Annotated in this window: 16 protein-coding genes and 3 tRNA genes; 13 read left to right on the top strand and 6 right to left on the bottom strand. The window is 57.0% G+C overall.

The features are described 5' to 3' along the window. Window positions 1–85 precede the first annotated feature (85 nt). The 10 genes from lgt (at window position 86) to recD (ending at window position 15,511) form a co-directional block, all read left to right on the top strand. On the top strand, window positions 86–961 hold the full coding sequence (gene lgt / locus ACA108_17620; protein ID XEX95147.1) for a prolipoprotein diacylglyceryl transferase: 876 nt from the start codon (window positions 86–88) through the stop codon (window positions 959–961). Window positions 962–967: 6 nt separating this feature from the next. Beyond that, complete coding sequence (thyA, locus tag ACA108_17615) at window positions 968–1,762, top strand: thymidylate synthase (GenBank protein ID XEX95146.1); 795 nt, start codon at window positions 968–970, stop codon at window positions 1,760–1,762. Between the two features lie 176 nt (window positions 1,763–1,938). After that, window positions 1,939–2,409, top strand: coding sequence for a prepilin peptidase-dependent protein (locus ACA108_17610; protein ID XEX95145.1), 471 nt, complete (start codon window positions 1,939–1,941; stop codon window positions 2,407–2,409). Beyond that, on the top strand, window positions 2,400–2,960 hold the full coding sequence (locus ACA108_17605; protein XEX95144.1) for a prepilin peptidase-dependent protein: 561 nt from the start codon (window positions 2,400–2,402) through the stop codon (window positions 2,958–2,960). The genes ACA108_17610 and ACA108_17605 overlap by 10 nt, the downstream gene beginning before the upstream one ends. Continuing rightward, on the top strand, window positions 2,957–3,388 hold the full coding sequence (locus ACA108_17600; GenBank protein XEX95143.1) for a DUF2509 family protein: 432 nt from the start codon (window positions 2,957–2,959) through the stop codon (window positions 3,386–3,388). Before ACA108_17605 ends, ACA108_17600 begins: the two co-directional genes overlap by 4 nt. After that, window positions 3,370–3,690: a prepilin-type N-terminal cleavage/methylation domain-containing protein gene (locus ACA108_17595; protein XEX95142.1), complete on the top strand. Its 321-nt coding sequence runs from the start codon at window positions 3,370–3,372 to the stop codon at window positions 3,688–3,690. Before ACA108_17600 ends, ACA108_17595 begins: the two co-directional genes overlap by 19 nt. Window positions 3,691–3,713: 23 nt before the next feature. Then, entirely contained in the window at window positions 3,714–7,088 is a 3,375-nt protein-coding gene (recC, locus tag ACA108_17590) for an exodeoxyribonuclease V subunit gamma (GenBank protein ID XEX95141.1), read from the top strand. A 154-nt stretch (window positions 7,089–7,242) separates the two neighbouring features. Then, window positions 7,243–10,128 carry a pitrilysin gene (gene ptrA / locus ACA108_17585; GenBank protein ID XEX95140.1) on the top strand — a complete coding sequence of 962 codons (2,886 nt, stop codon included), beginning with the start codon at window positions 7,243–7,245 and terminating at the stop codon, window positions 10,126–10,128. Window positions 10,129–10,139: 11 nt separating this feature from the next. Next, window positions 10,140–13,682: an exodeoxyribonuclease V subunit beta gene (recB, locus tag ACA108_17580; GenBank protein XEX95139.1), complete on the top strand. Its 3,543-nt coding sequence runs from the start codon at window positions 10,140–10,142 to the stop codon at window positions 13,680–13,682. Then, window positions 13,679–15,511 carry an exodeoxyribonuclease V subunit alpha gene (gene recD, locus ACA108_17575; GenBank protein ID XEX95138.1) on the top strand — a complete coding sequence of 611 codons (1,833 nt, stop codon included), beginning with the start codon at window positions 13,679–13,681 and terminating at the stop codon, window positions 15,509–15,511. The genes recB and recD overlap by 4 nt, the downstream gene beginning before the upstream one ends. A gap of 50 nt (window positions 15,512–15,561) precedes the next feature. On the opposite strand, the gene argA is transcribed toward recD, so the two are convergent. Next, window positions 15,562–16,893, bottom strand: a complete 1,332-nt coding sequence (gene argA / locus ACA108_17570; GenBank protein ID XEX95137.1) for an amino-acid N-acetyltransferase — start codon at window positions 16,891–16,893, stop codon at window positions 15,562–15,564. A gap of 235 nt (window positions 16,894–17,128) precedes the next feature. On the opposite strand from argA, the gene amiC reads away from it, so the two are divergent. Then, entirely contained in the window at window positions 17,129–18,379 is a 1,251-nt protein-coding gene (gene amiC, locus ACA108_17565; GenBank protein ID XEX95136.1) for an N-acetylmuramoyl-L-alanine amidase AmiC, read from the top strand. 189 nt (window positions 18,380–18,568) lie between these two features. On the opposite strand, the gene ACA108_17560 is transcribed toward amiC, so the two are convergent. From ACA108_17560 to ACA108_17550, 3 genes are all read right to left on the bottom strand, one after another. Beyond that, window positions 18,569–18,645 (bottom strand) — tRNA-Met (locus tag ACA108_17560). A 61-nt stretch (window positions 18,646–18,706) separates the two neighbouring features. After that, window positions 18,707–18,783 (bottom strand) — tRNA-Met (locus tag ACA108_17555). 61 nt (window positions 18,784–18,844) lie between these two features. Continuing rightward, window positions 18,845–18,921 (bottom strand) — tRNA-Met (locus tag ACA108_17550). A 208-nt stretch (window positions 18,922–19,129) separates the two neighbouring features. Here ACA108_17550 and mltA point away from each other — a divergent pair. Further along, window positions 19,130–20,230, top strand: a complete 1,101-nt coding sequence (gene mltA, locus ACA108_17545; protein ID XEX98150.1) for a murein transglycosylase A — start codon at window positions 19,130–19,132, stop codon at window positions 20,228–20,230. Between the two features lie 104 nt (window positions 20,231–20,334). Continuing rightward, entirely contained in the window at window positions 20,335–21,147 is an 813-nt protein-coding gene (gene tcdA / locus ACA108_17540; protein ID XEX95135.1) for a tRNA cyclic N6-threonylcarbamoyladenosine(37) synthase TcdA, read from the top strand. A 26-nt stretch (window positions 21,148–21,173) separates the two neighbouring features. Here tcdA and csdE read toward each other — a convergent pair whose 3' ends face one another. Together csdE and csdA are read right to left on the bottom strand one after the other, a co-directional pair. Further along, the gene (gene csdE / locus ACA108_17535; protein XEX95134.1) at window positions 21,174–21,614 is read right to left on the bottom strand and encodes a cysteine desulfurase sulfur acceptor subunit CsdE; all 441 of its coding nucleotides are present in this window, start codon (window positions 21,612–21,614) and stop codon (window positions 21,174–21,176) included. Beyond that, entirely contained in the window at window positions 21,615–22,820 is a 1,206-nt protein-coding gene (gene csdA, locus ACA108_17530; protein ID XEX95133.1) for a cysteine desulfurase CsdA, read from the bottom strand. Window positions 22,821–22,930 lie beyond the last annotated feature (110 nt).

The following is a 22,930-nucleotide window of genomic DNA, read 5'->3' as shown; positions in this document are numbered from 1 at the left end:
CGCGGCTTTCGGAGCGCGCCCGCCCGGGTGCGTATTTGCAACCTGCCGTGTTTTTCGGTGGGGTAACAAAGGTTTGTGGTGACAGATGAATAGTGGCTATCTGCATTTCCCTGAATTTGACCCGGTGATTTTCTCCGTCGGGCCGGTTTCCCTGCACTGGTACGGGATGATGTACCTGGTTGGGTTCGTGTTTGCCATGTGGCTTGCCGGACGTCGCGCCAATAAACCAGGCAGCGGCTGGACCAAAAACGAAGTTGAAAACCTGCTCTATGCGGGCTTCCTGGGCGTGTTCCTCGGTGGTCGTCTGGGCTATGTCTTCTTCTACAACCTGCCACTCTTTATGGCCGATCCGCTTTACCTGTTTAAAGTCTGGGATGGCGGTATGTCGTTCCACGGCGGTCTGGTTGGGGTGATCTGCGTGATGATCTGGTTTGCGCGCCGCACGAAGCGCAGCTTCTTCCAGGTCTCTGATTTTATTGCGCCGCTGATACCATTTGGCCTGGGTGCAGGGCGCCTTGGTAACTTTATCAACGGCGAACTGTGGGGCCGGGTCGACCCGAACTTCCGCTGGGCAATGCTTTTCCCAGGCTCCCGCGGCGAAGATATCGGCCTGCTGGTAACGCACCCGGAATGGCAGTCGCTGTTCAATACCTACGGTGTCCTGCCGCGCCATCCTTCCCAGCTATATGAACTGGCGCTGGAAGGTATCGTTCTGTTTATCATCCTGAATCTGTACATCCGTAAGCCACGGCCAATGGGCGCGGTTTCTGGCCTGTTCCTCATCGGCTACGGCGCGTTCCGTATCATCGTAGAGTTCTTCCGCCAGCCGGATGCCCAGTTTACCGGGGAGTGGGTGCAGTACATCAGCATGGGGCAGATCCTCTCGATTCCGATGATCGTGGCCGGTGTTATCATGATGGTCTGGGCCTACCGTCGTCGCCCACAGCAGCAGCTTTCGTGAGGAAACATGCAACAGTATCTTGATTTGATGAAAAAAGTGCTTGAAGAAGGCACCCCTAAAAATGACCGCACCGGCACCGGCACGCTGTCGATTTTCGGGCATCAGATGCGTTTTAACCTGCAGGAAGGTTTTCCGCTGGTCACCACTAAACGTTGTCATTTGCGCTCCATCATCCATGAACTGCTGTGGTTCTTAAAAGGTGACACCAACGTTGCTTATCTGCATGAAAATAACGTCTCTATCTGGGACGAATGGGCAGATGAGAACGGCGATCTCGGGCCGGTTTATGGTAAACAGTGGCGCTCATGGGCAACGCCTGATGGCCGTCACGTCGATCAGCTCACCACCGTGCTGAACCAGCTGAAAAACGACCCGGACTCACGCCGTATCATCGTTTCAGCCTGGAACGTTGGCGAACTGGATAAAATGGCGCTGGCGCCTTGCCATGCCTTCTTCCAGTTCTACGTGGCGGACGGCAAGCTCTCCTGCCAGCTCTACCAGCGCTCCTGCGATATCTTCCTTGGCCTGCCGTTTAACATCGCCAGCTATGCGCTGCTGGTGCACATGATGGCGCAGCAGTGTGACCTGGAAGTGGGGGATTTTGTCTGGACGGGCGGCGATACCCACCTGTACAGCAACCACCTGGAGCAGACTGCTCTGCAGCTGACCCGCGAACCGCGTCCGTTGCCGAAGCTGGTTATCAAGCGTAAGCCTGAATCCCTGTTTGACTACCGCTTCGAAGACTTCGACATTGAAGGCTACGATCCGCATCCGGCGATAAAAGCCCCTGTCGCCATTTAGGTGACGGCAGCCGGCGCCTTAGTGCGCCGGTTTTTTTTTTGCTCTGAGTTTAATTCTTCGAGGCTCCTTCCAGACCTTCTGCGACACCCTGCAAGACCGCATATTTCTTTCGGCATCCCTCGACGAAATCCTCCTTAACGCTGGCGAGCTTTTTTGGGCGACAGCACACTCCCTGCATGAACAGAAAGCAAAGTGGTTTTAGCCTGGTAGAAGTGCTGATCGTGATGACCATCATTGTGGCATTAAGCGCGGGTGGGCTGTACGGCTGGCAGCAATGGCAGCAGCAGCAGCGGCTATGGATAACAGTTCAACAGGTACGAAACCTGCTTGAGCGGCTGCGCAGTGACGCCAGCTGGCATAACCAGGATCGGCTACTGGCGTTGAGCCAGACGGGGGCGGAATGGTGTCTGGGTCTCGCCGGGCCGCAATCTGGATGCGGGAGCGCCGGACAATGGCAGCTCAGGCAGCCATTTGCCGATGTCCGTATCGCTGAAATGACCGCCGGGCTGGGTTTTTACGGGCTTCGTAATACGGCCTGGCCTGGACATATCACCCTTAGCAGCCCTGCCGGTACGTGGCAGGTCATCGTCTCGGCATGGGGACGTATTCGAATCTGCGCTACAGATGAGGCCACAAGATGCCTGTAAAACAGCATGGTTTCACGCTGCTGGAAACGCTAATCGCCCTCGCGCTAAGCAGTGCGGTCCTGGTCGGCGCGGGAAGGCTGTTCCCCGCTTTACAGCGTGGTGTGCTGGGGCAGTATCAGCAGGAAGCGTTGCATGAGTCACTCTGGCAGCTGGCCTTCGGTATCGGCAAGCATCTTCGCCGCGCTGGCTACTGCAACGGGCAATGCGCAGGGGCAGGGCTTGCGATAACCAACGGTGGGCAATGCGTCATCATCCGCTGGGATACCAACAGCAATGGCCTGTGGGAGCCTACGGGGCACCAGGACGCTGAGGCAACGGGGTTCCGGCTGCGGGACGGTAGCCTGGAAACCTTAAAAGGAGCGACGCAGTGCGAAGGCGGCGACTGGCAAAAAATTTCCGATCCGACTCTGATGGCTATCCGAAACTTTACCGTTACCCGCCTGAACCGACGTGACATTCCGCCGTTACTGGAAATCAATCTGAGTGCTTTTCATAAGCAGAGCCGCCGGATTGTCACTGTGCGACACCGCGTGGTGGGATACAACCAATGAATCGTCATCATCAGCAGGGCAGCAGTTCGCTGGCATTCGTGCTGCTGCTTTTTTCCTTAGGCATGCTGATGCTAAGTGGGCTGCAGCAACAGCTTCAGGGGCAGCGCACGGCTGTAGCGGGGGAGGTGAGATATTTGAAAGAGTATGCCACCGCGACGTCTGCCCTGGCCTGGGGAGGCCAGCAGAGCTGGCAGGGTAAAAATCACTGGCAGTGTCAGCAGCAGATAACAAGCTGGCGCGCCTGCGTGCGGATACTAAAAAATGGAAAAGTGATTATGGCTGCGCAGGGCGTTTACCCGAAAGAGAGCCCCCCGGTTACGCTCTGGCGCTGGGGAACCCTGAAGAACGGACGTTGGGAAGCGGCCCCGCACGGCTGGGCCGATTTTTGTCCTTTGCCGGAGGTGGATGCATGTCTGTTGCCAAAGTAGGGAGGAAACAAAAAGGCTTTAGCCTGCCGGAAGTTCTGTGTTCGCTCGTGCTCTTCGCCGTGGTGATGACTGTACTGCTCGGCTACCACCGGGTCCTGCTGCAAGGATTTCAGGCGCAGTGGCAGCTTCGTCAGCTCTGGCGACTCGCGGTGGAGCTGACCGAGCCCCAAAGCCCGGCAGCGCCAGTAGAGTGGAAAGTCATCCGACAGCAGACAACGGCAGCAGGATGTGTCAGCATCGCCGTTAACATTACCAGTCCGTCGGGCCGCAGCGGGCAGCTTTCCCGCCTGCACTGCCCGTAGGAAAAGTCAGGAGTAGCGATATTATGTTGCGTGTTTACCATTCCAACCGCCTCGATGTACTGGAAACGCTGATGGAATACATCGTGGAAGGGCAGCCTTTACCCGATCCGTTCCAGCCGGAAGTGGTTCTGGTACAGAGCACCGGTATGGCGCAATGGCTGCAAATGACGCTGGCGCAAAAGTTTGGTATTGCCGCCAACATAGAATTTCCGCTGCCGGCTAGCTTCATCTGGGACATGTTTGTTCGCGTGCTGCCTGCTATTCCAGAAGAGAGCGCATTCAATAAACAAAGCATGAGCTGGAAGCTGATGAAGCTCATTCCCGGTATGCTGGACAGGCCCGAATTCGCCTTGCTACAGAATTACCTCAGCGAAGACGACAACGGCAGAAAGCTGTTCCAGCTGGCTTCGCGTATTGCCGATCTCTATGACCAGTACCTGGTTTATCGCCCGGGCTGGTTAAGCACATGGGAGAAGGGGGAACGGGTGGATAACGCCGGAGAGGCTCAGCTCTGGCAGGCGCCGCTGTGGGCGGCTCTGGTACAGCACACCCGTGAGCTTGAGCAGCCTGAATGGCACCGCGCAAACCTCTACCAGCGTTTTATCCATCAGCTTGAAAACAGCGATGAATGTCCGGCGGGCCTGCCGCCACGGGTTTTTATCTGCGGCATCTCAGCCCTTCCGCCCGTCTATTTGCAGGCGTTGCAGGCGCTGGGCAAGCATATCGACGTGCATCTGTTGTTTACCAACCCCTGCCGCTACTACTGGGGAGATATCAAAGATCCCGCTTATCTGGCCAGGCTGATTAGCCGCCGCCGTCGCAGCCACTACCAGGCGGGGGAATCTCTACCGTTATTTAAGGATAACCAGTCTGCAACCACGCTATTTAACGATGACGGCGAGCAGGACATTGGCAACCCGATGCTGGCCTCCTGGGGCAAACTGGGACGCGATTACACCTTCCTGCTGGCGGAGCTTGAGCAGTTCGAAGAGATTGATGTGTTCGTCGACATCGAGCCGGATAACCTGCTGCACAGCCTGCAGTACGATCTTCTGGAACTGCAAAACAACGCGGTAGCAGGGCTGACGGAAGAAGATTATCTGCAGAGCCACAGCAAACGAAGGCTGGATCCCGGCGATCGCTCCATGACCTTCCACGAGTGCCACAGCCCGCAACGGGAAGTGGAAGTGCTGCATGACCAGCTGCTGGCGATGCTGGATGCCGATCCCGATCTCACTCCGCGAGACATCATCGTGATGGTGGCAGACATTGACAACTATAGCCCGTTTATTCAGGCTGTTTTCGGTAATGCCTCCCCGGACCGCTGGCTGCCCTTTGCGATATCCGATCGGCGGGCAAGTCAGGCTCATCCGGCATTACAGGCTTTTATCGATCTGCTTTCACTACCGGACAGCCGGTTTATGGCAGAAGACGTTCTGGCTTTGCTTGAGGTGCCTGCCCTTGCGGCGCGATTTGCCATCAGTGAAGAGGGCCTGCGCTATCTGCGCCTGTGGGTAAACGAATCCGGGGTGCGCTGGGGGATTGATGACGACAACGTGCGGGAATTCGATCTTCCTGCCACCGGGCAGCACACCTGGCGCTTTGGCTTAACGAGGATGCTGCTGGGCTACGCCATGGACAGCAAGGCGGGGGAGTGGCAGTCGGTGCTTCCCTACGACGAGTCCAGCGGCCTGATAGCCGAACTTGTCGGCCAGCTTGCTGAACTCTTGATGCAGCTAAGCCGCTGGCGTCAGGCTCTTTCTTCCCCCAGAACGCTGGCGGAGTGGGTGCCGGTCTGTCGCGAAATGCTCGACGGCTTCTTCCTACCGGATCGGGATACCGAAGCAGCACTGGCGCTTATCGAGAAGCAGTGGCAGGAGATGATCAAACACGGCCTGGACGCCCATTACCAGCAGGCGGTACCGCTTACCTTATTACATGACGAGCTGGCGCAGCGCCTTGATCAGGAGCGCATCAGCCAGCGGTTCCTCGCAGGCCCGGTTAACTTCTGTACCCTGATGCCCATGCGCTCTATTCCCTTTAAAGTGGTTTGCCTGCTGGGCATGAACGACGGCGTCTATCCAAGGACCCTTGCACCGCTGGGCTTCGATCTGATGAGCCAGAAACCGCAGCGCGGTGACCGAAGCCGCCGCGACGATGACCGCTATCTGTTCCTGGAAGCGCTGAACTCGGCGCAGCAGTGCTTGTATATCAGCTATATTGGCCGATCTATTCAGGATAACAGCCGCCGTTATCCGTCCGTTCTGGTGGAAGAGCTTCTTGATTACATCGCGCAAAGTCACTGCCTGCCGGACGACTGCGCGCTAACCTGCGACGAAAGCGGAGAGGCGGTAAAAGCCCACCTCATCTATCAGCATAGCCGTACGCCTTTTGACGCCAATAACTTTCTGCCGACAAGCCTTGAGCAAAGCTATGCCAGCGAGTGGCTGCCAGCTGCTGGCGAGCAGGGCGAAGCCCATGCGCCCTTTATCCAGGTGCTACAGCACAAGGTGCCCGAAGAAATTACGCTGGAGCAGCTCCTGCGCTTCTGGCGTCATCCTGTGCGGGCCTTCTTCCAGATACGGCTGGGGATTAACTTCTGGCTTGAGGACAGCGAGCTGCCGGACGCCGAGCCTTTTACGCTCGACAGCCTCGAGCGTTTTCAGATGAACCAGCAGCTGCTCAATACCCTCGTTCAGGGAGGCGATCCGCAGCTCCTGTTCCGCCGCTATCGTGCCGCAGGCGCGCTGCCCTACGGCGCGTTTGGTGAAATAGTCTGGGAAAAACAGTTAGCGGAAATGGAAGAGCTGGCCACAAAAGTGAGCGCTGAGCGACAAAATAGCGCAAGCGTTGAGGTTGATATAACGATCGCGGGAACCAGGCTGATAGGGTGGCTGTCGGATGTTCAGCCCGATGGCCTGCTGCGCTGGCGGCCTTCCGTATTGAACGTGGCCCACGGTATGCAGCTCTGGGCCGAGCACATTGTCTGCTGCGCGTCAGGCGGCCAGGGAAGCAGTCGGGTTTATGGTCGTAAAAATTCGGCATGGATTTTCCCGCCGATGGACCGTGAACAGGCGCGGACATATTTACAGCAGCTTATTGAAGGTTATCAGGAAGGTTTAAGCCAGCCGCTTCTGTTACTCCCAAATAGTGGGGGGGCGTGGATAAAAGCCTGTTATGACCAGGCAAATGATGCCATTTTATGGGATGAGCAGACGCAGCAGAAAGCCAGAGCTAAGCTGTTGGCGGCCTGGGAAGGTAATCAGATGGTCGAAGGTGAAGGTGCAGATGTCTGGCTCCAGCGCCTGTATCGCACGCTGGATAACGACTATTACGAGGCGGTTATTCATGAAGCCGAGCGATACCTGCTGCCGCTGTTCCGCTTTAATCAGCCATAAAGTACTGTATAAAAATTGCACAGCCTGGCAAGTTCCTCTATGATGCGCATCTTGCTCAGGGCTGGCGAAAAAAGTAACAACTACGGTAGCGAATTAATTGAAAAGTTGTTAATGATGAGTGAGTTAGGAAGTTTCGTGATAAAGAGGTTCGTGAATGCCTAAATGCAGCACCTGGTTTACACCGCTTTTCTTGTTCGTTGCTCTTTGGGCACCATTAAGTCAGGCAGACACGGGTTGGCACCCTATTCAGGAAACCATTCGCAAAAGCGATAAAGACAGCCGCCAGTATCAGGCTATCCGTCTTGATAACGATATGACCGTACTGCTGGTCTCCGATCCGCAGGCGGTGAAGTCGTTGTCCGCGCTGGTGGTTCCTGTGGGGTCGCTGGAAGATCCGGACGCGCATCTTGGGTTGGCCCACTATCTCGAGCACATGTCGCTGATGGGCTCTAAGAAATACCCGGAGCCGGACAGCCTATCCGAATTCCTTAAAAAGCACGGTGGTAGCCACAACGCCAGCACTGCGACTTACCGCACCGCCTATTATATGGAGGTCGAGAACGATGCCCTGATGGGGGCCGTTGACCGCCTTGCTGATGCCATTGCCGAACCGAATCTATCCCCAGAATATGCCGATCGCGAGCGCAATGCCGTCAATGCAGAGCTGACGTTAGCGCGCTCTCGTGACGGTATGCGTATGGCCCAGGTCGGCGCGGAAACGTTGAACCCGGCGCACCCGGGCTCGCGTTTTTCCGGCGGTAATCTGGAAACCTTGCGCGATAAACCCGGCAGCAAGCTGCTGGATTCGCTGATCGCCTTCCGTGACAAATACTATTCGGCGAACCTGATGAAAGCCGTTATCTACAGCAACAAACCGTTGCCCGATCTGGCGAAGATTGCTGTGGACACTTACGGGCGCGTGCCAAACAAAAACATTGAGAAACCGGCCATCACCACTCCCGTGGTCACGGATGCGCAAAAAGGCATCATCATTCATTACGTTCCGGCTCTGCCTCGTAAAGTGCTGCGCGTTGAGTTCCGCATCGATAACAACAGCGATAAATTCCGCAGCAAAACCGATGAGCTTATCGGCTATCTGATTGGCAACCGTAGCGATAACACCCTCTCCGACTGGCTGCAGAAGCAGGGGCTGGCGGACAGCATTCGTGCCGATTCCGATCCGCTGGTCAACGGTAACAGCGGGGTGTTCGCCATCTCCGTTTCCCTGACCGACAAAGGCCTCGCTAATCGCGATGAGGTCGTTGCCGCCGTCTTTAGCTATCTGAATACTCTGCGCCAGAACGGCGTCGATAAACGTTATTTTGACGAGCTGGCCCACGTGCTGGATCTGGATTTCCGCTATCCTTCTATCACCAGGGATATGGACTACGTTGAGTGGCTGGCGGACACCATGCTTCGCGTGCCCGTGGAGCACACGCTGGATGCCGTCAATATTGCTGACCAGTACGATCCGGCGGCCATTAAAGCCCGTCTGGACATGATGACCCCGCAGAATGCCCGCGTCTGGTACATCAGCCCGAAAGAGCCGCACAACAAAATGGCTTATTTCGTGAACGCCCCCTATCAGGTAGACAAAATAGGTAAGCCAACCTTTGACAGCTGGCAGCAGAAGGCTGAGGCAATTCATCTGACGCTGCCGGAGCTGAATCCGTACATCCCGGATGATTTCACCCTGATCAAACAGGATAAGCGTTACGCCCATCCTGAACTGCTTGTCAAAGAGCCCGGCCTGCGCGTCCTCTACATGCCGAGCAAATATTTTGCCAGCGAACCGAAAGCGGACGTGACCATGGTGCTGCGTAACCCGCAGGCGATGGACAGTGCAAAAAATCAGGTTCTCTTTGCCATCAATGACTACCTGGCGGGGATCGCGCTGGACGAGCTGAGCAATCAGGCGGCAATAGGTGGGATTAGCTTCTCGACTAACGCTAACAGCGGCCTGATGGTCAATGCCAACGGCTACACCCAGCGTCTGCCGCAGCTGTTCGAAGCGCTGCTGGCGGGCTACTTCTCCTATACCCCGACCCAAGAGCAGCTCGAGCAGGCGAAGTCCTGGTACGCGCAGATGATGGATTCGGCGGAGAAAGGCAAGGCCTACGATCAGGCGATAATGCCGATTCAGATGGTCTCCCAGGTGCCTTATTTCCAGCGCGATGAGCGGCGGGCCCTGCTGCCTACGCTGACGCTGAAAGACGTCGTTGATTACCGTGATGCACTGAAAACCAATGCCAAACCAGAGTTCCTGGTGCTGGGGAATATGCCCCCGGAGCAGGCGAAGGATCTGGCGCATCAGGTGCAGAGCCAGCTGGGAACCAAAGGCAACGAGTGGTGCCGCAATAAAGACGTGCTGGTGGATAAACAAACGCTCGCCATGTTCGAGAAAGCCGGTAGCAGCACGGATTCCGCCCTGGCTGCGGTCTATGTCCCAAAAGGCTATGACGAGCTGGTAAGTACAGCCTACAGCACCATGCTTGGACAGATTATTCAGCCCTGGTTCTACAACCAGCTGCGTACCCAGGAGCAGCTCGGCTATGCCGTCTTTGCCTTCCCGATGTCCGTTGGTCGCCAGTGGGGCATCAGCTTCCTGCTGCAAAGCAGCGACAAGCAGCCGGGCCAGCTGTATGAACGCTTTAAGGCGTTTTATCCTACGGCGGAACAAAAGCTGCGCGCGATGAGCCCGGAAGATTTTGCTCAGATCCAGCAGGGTGTGGTGGGTGAAATCATGCAGGCGCCACAAACGCTGTCGCAGGAAGCCTCGCAGCTGAGCAAAGATTTCGACAGAGGAAACCTGGCGTTTGATTCGCGTGCTAAAGTAGTCGCCGAAATCAAGAAGCTGACGCCACAGAAGCTGGCCGATTTCTTCCATCAGGCGGTGATTGATCCTCAGGGGGCAGCGCTGCTGTCGCAGGTCTCCGGCAGCCAGAACGGCAAGGCGGGCTATGCGGCACCAGAAGGATGGAAGACATGGGAAGGCGTCAGCAACCTGCAGCAAACGCTGCCGCTCGTCGACGACAAATAAAGTGAGAAACAATGACCGGAACCGCACAGCCCCTTGATCCTCTTAGCCTGCCGCTGACGGGCGAGCGACTAATTGAAGCTTCTGCCGGAACCGGAAAAACATTTACCATCGCCGCGCTCTACCTGAGGCTGCTGCTGGGATTAGGGGGAAATGCAGCGTTTCCCCGCCCGCTCGGCGTAGAAGAGCTGCTGGTGGTCACTTTTACCGAAGCGGCCACGGAAGAACTTCGTGGTCGTATTCGTGCCAATATTCATGAACTGTGCATCGCCTGCGTGCGCAACAGAACCGACCATCCTCTTTTCAAAAGCCTGCTTAAACAAATCCCCGATCTTCACCAGGCCGCACAGATCCTCCGTCTGGCCGAACAGCAAATGGATGAAGCCGCTATCTTCACCATCCACGGCTTCTGCCAGCGAATGCTTAGCCTTAACGCTTTTGAATCGGGCATGCTGTTTGAGCAGCGGTTAATCGAAGACGAATCCCTGCTGCGCCGCCATGCCTGTGCGGACTTCTGGCGTCGCCATTGCTACCCGCTGCCGAAGCCCGTGGCTCAGGCGATGAGCGAGCAGTGGGCCGGACCAGAAGAGCTGCTGCGGGATATCTACAGCTGGCTACAGGGAGAACAGCCTTCGCTGAAGCAGGCTCCGCCGGATAACGAAACGCTGGTTGCCCGCCATGAAAAGATCGTCACGGCTATCGACAGCGTCAAAGCAGGCTGGCAGGCAGCGTCAGGAGAGATCGCCGCTATTGTTGAGCAGTCCGGCGTCGATCGCCGCAGCTACAGCAGTAAAAACCTGCCTAACTGGCTCAGTCTGGTGGGCGCATGGGCGCAAACCGAAACCACAAGCTACCAGCTGCCGGACGCGCTAAGCCGTTTCTCCCAGACGGTGCTGGAAGATAAAACCAAAAAAGGTGAGGTGCCACGCCACCCGCTTTTCAGCGAAATTGCCGCGCTGCTGGCAGAGCCGCTCACACTCCGGGACCTGGTGATTGCCCGCGCGATGGCGGAGATTCGCTTTATTGTGCAGCAGGAGAAACGGCGCCGCGGTGAGCTGGGCTTCGACGATATGCTAAGCCGTCTCGACGACGCGCTACACCAGCCGGGCGGCGATGCCCTGGCCGAAGCGATACGCGGTCGTTTTCCGGCAGCAATGATAGATGAATTTCAGGATACCGACCCGCAGCAGTACCGGATCTTCCGCCGTCTGTATATCAACCAGCCCGGGACCGCGCTGTTATTGATCGGTGACCCCAAGCAGGCCATCTACGCCTTCCGCGGGGCGGACATCTTCACCTACATGAAAGCGCGGCATGAAGTGAGCGATCACTATACGCTGGATACCAACTGGCGTTCGTCTCCAGCGATGATTACCGGCGTTAACAGGCTGTTTGAACAGCTCGATAACCCCTTCCTGTTTCGTCAGATACCTTTCCTGTCGGTGAAATCAGCCCCGAAAAACAGCGGCCTGCGTTTTACGGTTAAAGGACAGACCCAGTCGGCGATGTCGCTGTGGCTGCAGCCGGGAGAAGGCTGCGGAGTCAGTGATTACCAACAAGCCATGGCATTGCAGTGTGCGCAGCAGATCCGCGACTGGCTCGCCGCGGGCCAGCGGGGCGATGCGCTGCTCTGGAAGGGCGAGATCTCGCGGCCGGTGCAGGCATCCGACATCACGATCCTCGTGCGCAGCCGGGGTGAAGCTTCGGTGATCCGTGACGCGCTGGGCGGTCTGAATATTCCTTCCGTGTATCTCTCTAACCGTGATTCCGTTTTCGCCACGCCGGAAGCGCGCGAAATGCTGTGGATTTTACAGGCGGTGCTGGCACCGGAAATAGAGTCAGCTTTGCGCAGCGCCATAGCGACCAGCGTGCTGGGCCTGGACGCCAGACGTATAGAAGCGCTGAACGAAGATGAAGAAGCCTGGGACCGGCTGGTCGAGGAGTTTTCAGGCTACCGACAAATCTGGCTTCGTCGTGGCGTAATGCCGATGCTGCGCGCGTTAATGTCAGCGCGGCAAATAGCGGAAAACCTGCTTGCCATGCCCGGCGGGGAAAGACGATTAACCGATATTTTGCACATCAGCGAGCTGTTACAGGAGGCGGCGGCGAAAGCGGACAGCGAACACGCTCTGGTGCGCTGGCTTGCCCAGCAGGTTGCCGAACCGGACAGCAACGCGGCAAGCCAGCAGCTGCGCCTGGAAAGTGACAAACATCTTGTGCAGGTGGTGACCATCCACAAATCGAAAGGGCTGGAGTACCCCCTGGTCTGGCTGCCGTTTATTGCTAATTTCCGACCGCAGAATAACGCCCTGTATCACGACCGAACGACTTTCGCCTCGCTGCTGGACTTAAGCAACGATGAAGAGAGCCTGAGCCTTGCTGAAGAAGAGCGGCTGGGGGAAGATTTACGTCTGCTGTACGTGGCGCTGACGCGTTCGATATGGCATTGCAGTCTCGGCGTTGCGCCGCTGTTCCGTGGAACCCGGGCGAAAAAGGGGACCAGCGACCTGCATATGGGCGCGCTGGGCTATCTGCTGCAAAAAGGCGAAGCGCAGGACGCCGCCGGGTTACAGGCGTGTCTCGACGAGCTGGCCTGCGAGGCCATCAGTATCAACTCGCTGCTGCCTGTTGACCCACAGCCCTGGCAGCCTGCAACGCCGGAACAGCCTGAGCTGAGCGCGCGGATCATGCAGCGTCGCGTCTCTGACAGCTGGCGCGTCACCAGCTATTCCGGGCTGCAGCAGCACGGGCAGAGCCAGGCGCTGGATCTCATTCCGCGTCTGGACGTCGATGGTGCAGGCGTTGAACAGGAGCAAAGTGAGCCATCACTTACCCCGCACGCTTTCCCACGCGGTGCGGCACCGGGAACATTTCTGCATAGTCTGTTTGAGGACATCGATTTTACCCGGCCGCTGGATGAAGAGTGGATAGCGCAGCAGCTGACTTTGCAGGGCTTTAGCGAGCAGTGGCAGCCGGTGCTGAGCGAATGGTTAGCGAAGATTTTACAGGCGCCGCTTAATGAAACGGCCGTGTCGCTTAACCAGCTGGCAGCAACGGAAAAGCAGGTTGAGCTGGAGTTCTATCTGCCCATTGAAACCGACCTCCAGGCGGAGCAGCTGGATACTCTGATTCGCCGTTATGACCCTCTTTCGGCGGGCTGCCCACCTCTCAATTTCCGTCAGGTGCGTGGCATGCTGAAGGGCTTTATCGATCTGGTTTTCCGCTGGCAGGGGCGCTACTACCTGCTGGACTACAAATCAAACTGGCTGGGTGAAGACAGCCAGGCCTATACCCAGGATGCCATGGCCGGTGCGATGCAATCCCATCGCTACGATTTGCAATATCAGCTCTATACCCTGGCGCTGCACCGCTATCTGCGCCACCGTATTCGCGACTATGACTATGAAAGCCATTTCGGCGGCGTGATTTATCTCTTCCTGCGCGGCGTGGAAGGTAACGGTTCAAGCCAGGGGATTTTCTCAACCCGCCCGGATGCTGGGTTAATTTCGCGAATGGACGCGCTGTTCGCAGGCAGCAAGGAAGAGGTGACGCTATGAAAATGTCAGAGCTGCTGCAGCAGGCCGTGGTCCTGAAGCTGCTGCGTCCGCTGGACGCACAGTTTGCCATGATGCTGGCAAACGACGACGAGCCTGGGGTTATGCTGGCCGCAGCGCTGGTCAGCCACGATGCGGGGGAAGGGCATGTCTGCCTGCCGCTGAGCCGCTTAAGTCCGGAATATTGCTTTGTCGGGCGGCAGCCTGAACTGGCTGAGCAGCTGTTTGCGGTCGTCGGCGGAGCAGAGTGGGCTCCGGCGCTGCTGGCTTCGGCTGCCGTCAGCGATAACGACGAGCCGACGCCGCTAAAGCTGATTGGTGAAAGGCTCTACCTTAACCGCATGTGGGGTAACGAGCAGGCCGTCGCGAAATTTTTTGGGGCGCATAACCGGGCAATGACGGTTGATGAACAGCAGCTGAAGGACGTGCTCAACGGGCTCTTTGAAGCAACGGCGGACACCGACTGGCAAAAGGTGGCGGCGGCGGTTGCGCTAACCCGGAGGATCTCCGTGATTTCCGGCGGGCCGGGCACCGGCAAAACCACAACGGTGGCAAAATTGCTTGCCGCGCTGGTCCAGCTTTCCGGAGATGCGCCATTACGCATCCAGCTGGCGGCTCCTACAGGCAAAGCAGCTGCTCGTTTGACGGAGTCAATTGGGGCGGCGCTGCGCCGCCTGCCGCTGTCGGACAAACAAAAAGAGGTGCTGCCGGACGATGCCTGTACGCTACACCGCCTGCTGGGTGCCCAGCCAAACAGCCAGCGTCTGCGTTATCACGCCGGTAACCCTCTGCATCTGGATGTGCTGGTGGTCGATGAAGCCTCGATGGTGGATTTACCGATGATGGCCAAGGTCATTGATGCCCTGCCAGAACATGGCCGCGTGATTTTTCTGGGGGACCGCGATCAGCTTGCGTCCGTTGAAGCCGGGGCGGTGCTCGGGGATATCTGTCACTACGTCAGCTCGGGTTATTCCGCTGCCAGGGCGCAGGAGCTTAGCCGCATAACAGGGTATTCGCTCCCGTCAGGCCAGGGCGAGCATGCCAGCGCGCTACGCGACGGGTTATGTTTACTGCAAAAGAGCTACCGTTTTGACAGCCAGTCCGGCATTGGCCAGCTTGCCTTCGCGGTAAACGCCAGCGATGCCCGCAGAGCACAGGAAACATTTACCCTCAATTACACCGATATCAGCAAACGTCCCCTGCGCGAGAGCGAAGACTATGCGCTGATGATGGCGGATGCGGTGGAGGGCTACCGGGCTTATCTTGAACTTATCCGTCAGCAGGCCGCGCCGGAGCAAATACTGCAGGCTTTCGGGCAGTATCAGCTGCTGTGCGCGCTGCGGGAAGGGCCGTTTGGCGTAAGCGGGCTGAACGAGCGCATCGAACAGGCGCTGATCCAAAAGCGTCTTATCGCGCGTCCTGCACCTGCGCTGTCGCGCTGGTATAACGGCCGCCCCATTATGATTTCCCGCAACGACAGCACGCTCGGGCTGTTCAATGGCGATATCGGCATTGCGCTGGAAAGCGAAGGGGGGCTGCGCGTCTGGTTTGCCATGCCGGACGGGACGGTTAAATCCGTGCAGCCCAGTCGTCTGCCGGGCCACGACACCGCCTATGCTATGACGGTGCATAAATCCCAGGGGTCTGAGTTTGATCATGCGGCGCTGGTACTGCCTAACCAGTTCACGCCGGTGGTGACGCGTGAGCTTGTCTATACCGCTATCACGCGCGCGCGCAGCCGCCTGTCCCTGTATGCCGACGATCGGGTGTTTGAGAGAGCAATTATGACACGCACGGAACGGCGCAGCGGGCTGATCGATATCTTTAAATGATTTCACCCTCGCCCCTCAGGGGAGAGGGACGGGGTGAAGGGAGGATGGCTTTACGCCAGGTCCGCCATCAAAATCTTGGAGCGGCGCTGGTAGTTGTACATCTCTTTCTTGCTCTCCGGCAGCAGATCCACGTCTACCGGCGTGAAGCCACGCTCCTGGAACCAATGTATGCTGCGGGTGGTGAGCACGAACAACTTGTTCAGCCCCATCTGCCGCGCCTGGGTTGCAATGCGCTGCAGCAGCACTTCGCCGCGCGACGAGCTGCGGTAGTCCGGATGAACCGCCACGCAGGCCATTTCGCCAATCCCTTCTTCCTGGAACGGGTAGAGCGCCGCACAGGCGATGGTCAGGTTATCCCGCTGGATGATGGTGAACTTATCGATTTCCATCTCCAGCTGCTCGCGAGAGCGGCGCACCAGAATGCCCTGCTGTTCCAGCGGGCGAATCAGCTCCAGAATGCCGCCGATATCGTTGATGGTGGCGCGGCGGATTTGCTCGGCGCTCTCCATCACAATCTGCGTGCCTATCCCGTCGCGGGAGAAGAGTTCCTGAAGCAGCGCTCCGTCTTCCTGGTAGCTGATCAGGTGGCTGCGACGCACGCCGCTGCGGCAGGCTTTTACCGCCCCGCGCAGGAAGCGGACGGTGCCGGAATGGTAATCTCCGGCGCTCTCCAGCTCTTCAATACGCTTTTGAGCGTCGTTCGGGAACAGCTCAGAGATGATGTTTCCCGAATCGTCGATCACACCCTGCGAGGAGCAGAAGCCAATCATTTTCTCGGCCTTCAGCTTCACCGCAAGCTGGGTGGCCACTTCTTCTGAAGTCAGGTTAAAGCTCTCACCGGTGACTGAAACAGCCACTGGCCCCAGCAGCACGATGGCACCGTTATCCAGTTGCCGATGAATCGCCTCTTCGTCGATGCGGCGAATACGCCCGCTGTGGCAGTAGTCCATACCGTCGTCCACGCCCAGCGGCTGGGCAATGATAAAGTTGCCGCTAACCACGTTGATATGCGCCCCCTGCAGCGGCGTATTGCCGAGGCTCATGGACAGGCGCGCGGTAATGTCCAGCTGCAAAAGACCCGCAGCCTGCTTCACCAGCTCCAGAGTTTTGGCATCCGTCACGCGGGTGTATTTATGGTAAATCGGTTCATGGTTGTGGGCGGCCAGATTGGCGTCGATTTGCGGGCGGGCGCCATACACCACCACCAGGCGGATACCCAGACTATGCAGCAGGCCAATATCGTTGACGATACTGGAAAAGTTCTCATGCTCGATGGCCTCGCCGCCCAGCATAATGACAAACGTTTTTCCCCGATGGGCATTTATATAGGGAACAGAATGGCGGAATCCCTGTACCAGTTCGGTTCTACGTTCCTTCACCACGGCATACCCTCATTGCATGGTTATTCGTTATTTGTGTATTTTTATTCTTTTATTGGCCGGCGTGCAAGCAGCAATTTTGGCAAAGTGAATATTTCTTCTTTACGTGACCCTCCTATACATTTCGGAATGTATACCGATTTTAGGATGACAGTAAGGGCGTGATTCGCTAAAGTTTTCGCCTAAAAAATAGAAGCCATGATTCGTTATTCATCAAAAGCAGTTGTCCAGGAGAGGCATGTCAGATTCCAGTCCCCTTATTAGCCGCCGCCGTTTACTTCAGGGCGCGGGTGCCATGTGGTTGTTGAGCGTAAGCCAGGTAGGCCACGCCGCTTCAAGCCAGGTGGTTGCCGTGCGCGTCTGGCCGGCCTCGTCTTATACTCGCGTGACGGTGGAATCGAACAAGATGCTTAAATATAAGCAGTTCGCTTTAAGCAATCCTGAGCGCGTCGTGGTGGATATCGAAGGGGTCAATCTGAACTCAGTGCTTAAGGGCGTGGGCAACCAGATCCGCGTTGACGATCCTTTTATTAAGTCAGCGCGCGTCGGGCAATTTGACCCAAACACCGTGCGTATGGTTTTTGAACTGAAACAAAATGTTACGCCGCACCTGTTTGCGCTGGCGCCGGTTGCTAAGTTTAAAGAGCGCCTGGTGATAGATCTCTATCCGGCAAATATGAATAGCGAGCAGGATCCGCTGCTGGCGCTGCTGGAAGATTACAACAACGGCAAGCTGGACAATAAGATGCCTGCCGAGCAGGGGCCGAAGCCCGGCAAAGCTGGGCGCGACAGACCGATTGTCATCATGCTCGATCCTGGGCACGGCGGGGAAGATCCGGGAGCCATTGGGCCAAACAAAACGCGTGAAAAAGATATCGTGCTGAAAATAGCGCGGCGCCTGAAGGCGCTAATCGATAAAGAAAGTAATATGAAGGCCTACATGACGCGCAACGAGGATGTTTTTATCCCGCTAAAAGTGCGCGTCGCCAAAGCCCAGAAGCAGCGTGCCGACCTGTTCGTATCAATTCATGCCGATGCGTTTACTTCAGGTGCCGCCCGCGGCTCGTCAGTTTTCGCTCTCTCCACTAAAGGCGCGACCAGTACGGCTGCGAAGTTCCTCGCCCAGACCCAGAACGCCGCGGACTTAATCGGCGGCGTAAGCAAGAGCGGGGACAAATATCTCGACCATACGATATTCGACATGGTGCAGTCGCTGACCATCAACGACAGCCTGAAGTTCGGCAAAGAAGTCCTGAACAGGCTGGGCAAGGTCAACAAGCTGCATAAGAACAGCGTCGACCAGGCAGGGTTTGCGGTGCTCAAAGCCCCGGACATCCCGTCAATCCTTGTAGAAACGGCGTTCCTGAGCAACAGGGAAGAGGAGCGCAAGCTGCGCACGGCGACGTTCCAGCAGGAGGTAGCGGAGTCTATTCTGGCAGGGATTAAGGCGTATTTCGCGGATGGCGCGACGCTGGCACGGCGCGGATAATATCCACGTCATTCTTCAAGCGGCAGGGGTGTTGGCTGCACTCCCTCACCCCAGTCACTAATTAATATAAACTTCTGGGGATGAGCTCCTGGGCCGCCTGGCTGCAACTTGAATTATTTAGGGGATAGCGAACTGAGGTGGCTTAGTGAATTTCAGATACAAAAAAACACCCGTTAAGGTGTTTAATGTTGGTTGCGGGGGCCAGATTTGAACTGACGACCTTCGGGTTATGAGCCCGACGAGCTACCAGGCTGCTCCACCCCGCGTCCGATGACTGCTTTGTTTCCCAAATGGTTTTCACCATTGCGCGATATTCAGCGACTTAGTTGGTTGCGGGGGCCAGATTTGAACTGACGACCTTCGGGTTATGAGCCCGACGAGCTACCAGGCTGCTCCACCCCGCGTCCGGATACTTCCTTACTTTTAATGATTTTACGTCATTACGCAAGTAATCAGCGTTTTAATTGGTTGCGGGGGCCAGATTTGAACTGACGACCTTCGGGTTATGAGCCCGACGAGCTACCAGGCTGCTCCACCCCGCGTCCGTGGATGCGCACTATACTCTGCTGGACTTTTGATGCAACCCTTTTTTTAAAAAATCCCTTATTTATCACAGGTTGTTGAAAATTCCTGCTTTCTGCTCAGAATTTACACATCATGGTTATTGCTCAGGCGCAACGCATTTTAATCTGACGCCACGTTTGCTATCTTCCCGTGGCGTGTAGCGGCATAAACCAGGTAGAGGCAGTGATGAAAGGACGTTGGACAAAATATGCAGTAACAGGTGTGATGGTCATGGCTCTGGCGGCTTGTTCGTCAAAACCGACGGATAAAGGCCAGCAGTATAAAGATGGCAAGTTCACCCAGCCTTTCTCGCTGGTCAATCAGCCTGAAGCGGTCGGTGCGCCTATTAATGGTGGCGATTTCGCCGAGCAGGTGAATCAGATCCGCTCTGCTTCTCCAAGACTCTACAACAGCAAAAGCAATGTTTACGGCGCGGTGCAGCAGTGGCTTCGTGCGGGCGGCGACACCCGCACCTTAAGCCAGTACGGACTTGACGCCTGGCAGATGGAAGGCGCGGACAACTACGGCAACGTGCAGTTCACCGGTTATTACACGCCGGTAGTCCAGGCGCGCCATACCCGACAGGGTGAATTCCAGTATCCCATTTACCGTATGCCGCCAAAACGTGGCCGTCTGCCGTCCCGTGCCGAGATCTATCGCGGCGCGCTCAGCGACAGTTACATTATTGCCTACAGTAATTCCCTGATGGATAACTTCATCATGGATGTGCAGGGCAGCGGCTACATCGATTTCGGCGATGGTCGTCCACTGACGTTCTTCGGCTACGCCGGGAAAAACGGCCACGCGTACCGCAGCATCGGCAAGGTGCTTATCGATCGCGGGGAAGTAAAGAAGGAAGATATGTCGATGCAGGCGATTCGCCACTGGGGTGAAACCCACAGCGAGGCTGAAGTGCAGGAGCTACTGGAGCAGAACCCATCTTTCGTCTTCTTCAAGCCTGCCAGCTACGCGCCAGTGAAAGGCGCAAGCGCCGTGCCGCTGATTGGTCGCGCGTCCGTTGCTGCTGACCGCTCAATCGTTCCTGCGGGCACGACCCTTCTTGCAGAGGTTCCGCTGCTGGATAATAACGGCAAGTTCAACGGGCAGTACGAACTGCGTGTGATGGTGGCGCTGGACGTTGGCGGCGCGATTAAAGGCCAGCACTTCGATATTTATCAGGGGATTGGTGCGGATGCCGGTCATCGCGCCGGATGGTACAACCACTACGGTCGCGTCTGGGTGTTGAAAAACGCTCCCGGTGCCGGTGGTAATGTCTTCAGCGGCTAATCGCCGTTTCCCTTCTTTGTCAGCAATCAACGCGGGCTGTATAATCAGCCCGCTGTTTCATGCAAAACTTCGTACCCCGCAAAGATCCACCCGAGGAAAACGTCATGTCTGTAGTTCTCTCCGATGCCTGGCTGCAACGCTTTGGCGGCACTGCTCGTCTGTACGGGCGCGATGCGCTGCACCTCTTTGCCGATGCGCATGTTTGCGTCATTGGTATTGGAGGCGTGGGCTCTTGGGCTGCAGAAGCGCTGGCCCGCACCGGGATCGGTGCGATTACCCTGATCGATATGGACGACGTGTGCGTGACCAACACTAACCGGCAGATCCATGCCCTGCGTGATAACGTCGGCCAGGCGAAAACAGAGGTGATGGCGGCGCGCATTCGTGAAATTAATCCGGAATGTCGCGTGACGGTGGTTGACGATTTTATAACGGCGGATAACGCCGCGCAGCTGCTGAGTCAGGGCTACAGCTATGTGGTTGATGCTATCGACAGCGTGCGTCCGAAAGCGGCGCTGATCTCGTACTGCCGTCGCAATAAGATCCCGCTGGTCACGACGGGCGGCGCGGGCGGGCAAATCGATCCCACGCAGATCCAGGTAGCCGATTTGGCGAAAACGATTCAAGATCCGCTGGCGGCGAAGCTACGTGAAAGGCTGAAGAGCGATTTTGGCGTGGTGAAGAACAGTAAAGGCAAGCTGGGCGTGGACTGTGTGTTTTCCACCGAAGCGCTGGTTTACCCGCAGGCGGACGGCTCAGTGTGTGCCGCGAAGAGTACGGCGGACGGCCCGAAACGGATGGATTGTGCATCCGGCTTTGGCGCGGCAACTATGGTCACCGCCAGCTTTGGCTTTGTGGCGGTTTCCCACGTTTTGAAGAAGATGATGGCAAAGGCCCGACGTATCGACGTTCAGTAGGGTGGATAAGCGCCATCCACCCGATATTACGCGTTTGCCGCCTGTCTAACCGCATCGGCCAACGCCGCAAGCCCGCTGCTGCGCGACGCGCTTAGCTGATTACGCAAACCCAGCTCATCAAACAGCGCCAGCGGGTCAGCATTCCGCAGCGCTTCCGGCGTTTTTCCCTCTACCGCCGTCAATAGTACGGCCAGCAAGCCCCGTACGATGCGGCCTTCACTGTCGCCATAGAAGTGCAGCGTGCCGTTTGCTTCGCGTTCGTGCCCAAGCCAGACGCGGTTTTCACAACCGGCAATTTCTATCTCGTCGCGTTTTAAATCCGCGGGCAGGGCAGGCAACTGTTTACCGAGCAGAATAAGCTGGCGGTATTTGTCTTCCCACTGCTGGAGCGGCACGAATGTCGCCCGCAGCATTTCCGGGGTGATGGCGTGGCCAAACGGGTGGCCGGCTAAGAATCCACTTGTCATTTAATCCACCAGAATTGCCAGCGCGTGGTCGATGGCTTTCACCAGCGCTTCCACGTCGCTTTGCGTGTTGTAAGGGGCAAAAGAGGCGCGCAGGGTACCGCTTACCCCAAGCGCTGTGAGCAGCGGCTGGGCGCAGTGCTGCCCCGCGCGTAATGCGATGCCGGATTCGGCCAGTAGGGTGACCAGATCGCTGTGGTGAACGCCCGCAAAATCGAAGGCCAGCAGGCTTGAGTCCTGACAGCGGAAGCTGCGAAAGCCTGGGCGCTTAGCCAGCTCTGCTTCTGCAAGCGTCGCCAGCCCGCGGCTATAAGTTTCAGCCTCGGCAATATTAATCTGAGAAAGCCACTCCAGGGCAGCGCTCAGGCCAATCACGCCGGCAACGTTCGGCGTTCCCGCTTCAAATCGGTAAGGCACAGCCTGGATTTTGAAGCCGTCAAACGAGACGTGAGTAATCATTTTACCGCCGCCAAGCCACGGTGACATTTCTGCTAACAGGTCGGTTTTGCCGTACAGCGCGCCGATACCCGTTGGCCCGTATAGCTTGTGGGCGGAGAAAGCATAGAAATCGATACCCAGCGCCTGAACGTCCGGTGGGGAGTGCACGACGCCCTGAGCACCATCTATCATGACCACTGCACCAGCGTTGTGTGCAAGGCCAACAGCCTTCGCAAGATCGGGACAGCCGCCTGTAACGTTTGACATCTGGCCAAGGGCGAGAATTTTGCTGCGTTCGTTCAGCAACGAAGGAAGCTGGCTAAGATCGGGAAGGTAATCTTTGCCAATCGGCAGCCTAACGATTTTAGCGCCGGTTTGCTCCGCCACCATCAGCCACGGCACAAAGTTGGCATGATGTTCCGCCTCGCTAACGATGATTTCATCGCCGGGTTGCAGGCGGGGGCGGGCATAGCACTGGGCTACAATATTAATTGCTTCGGTGGTGCCTCGCGTCCAGACGATATCTTTGCCGGAAGGGGCGTTCAGCAGCGCAGCCACCGCGTCACGCGCCGCTTCGTAGCGGGCGGTAAGGCGCTGCGCCGTTGGAAACTGGCTGCGGTGTACGTTTCCTGCGCTGAGGCTATAAAACTGCTGGCTGGCTTCAATCACCGCCTGGGGTTTTAACGCGGTCGCCGCGCTGTCGAGATAGACGCCCGCATCCGCCAGGGCCGGAAACTGGCTGCGAAAAGCGGCGGGATTAAATGCTTTCATGGTTATCCTCGTTTCTGTCCTTCGATCGTGGCGCATTTTTTGGGAACAAACAAGAAATGTGTAACCCTCGGAATTTTCTGCTTAACCTGGCAAAGTCACAAAAGAGGGTT

It is taken from the genome of Dryocola sp. LX212, from assembly GCA_041504365.1.
GTDB lineage: Bacteria > Pseudomonadota > Gammaproteobacteria > Enterobacterales > Enterobacteriaceae > Dryocola.
This window is presented reverse-complemented; position numbering and strand designations above follow the sequence as displayed.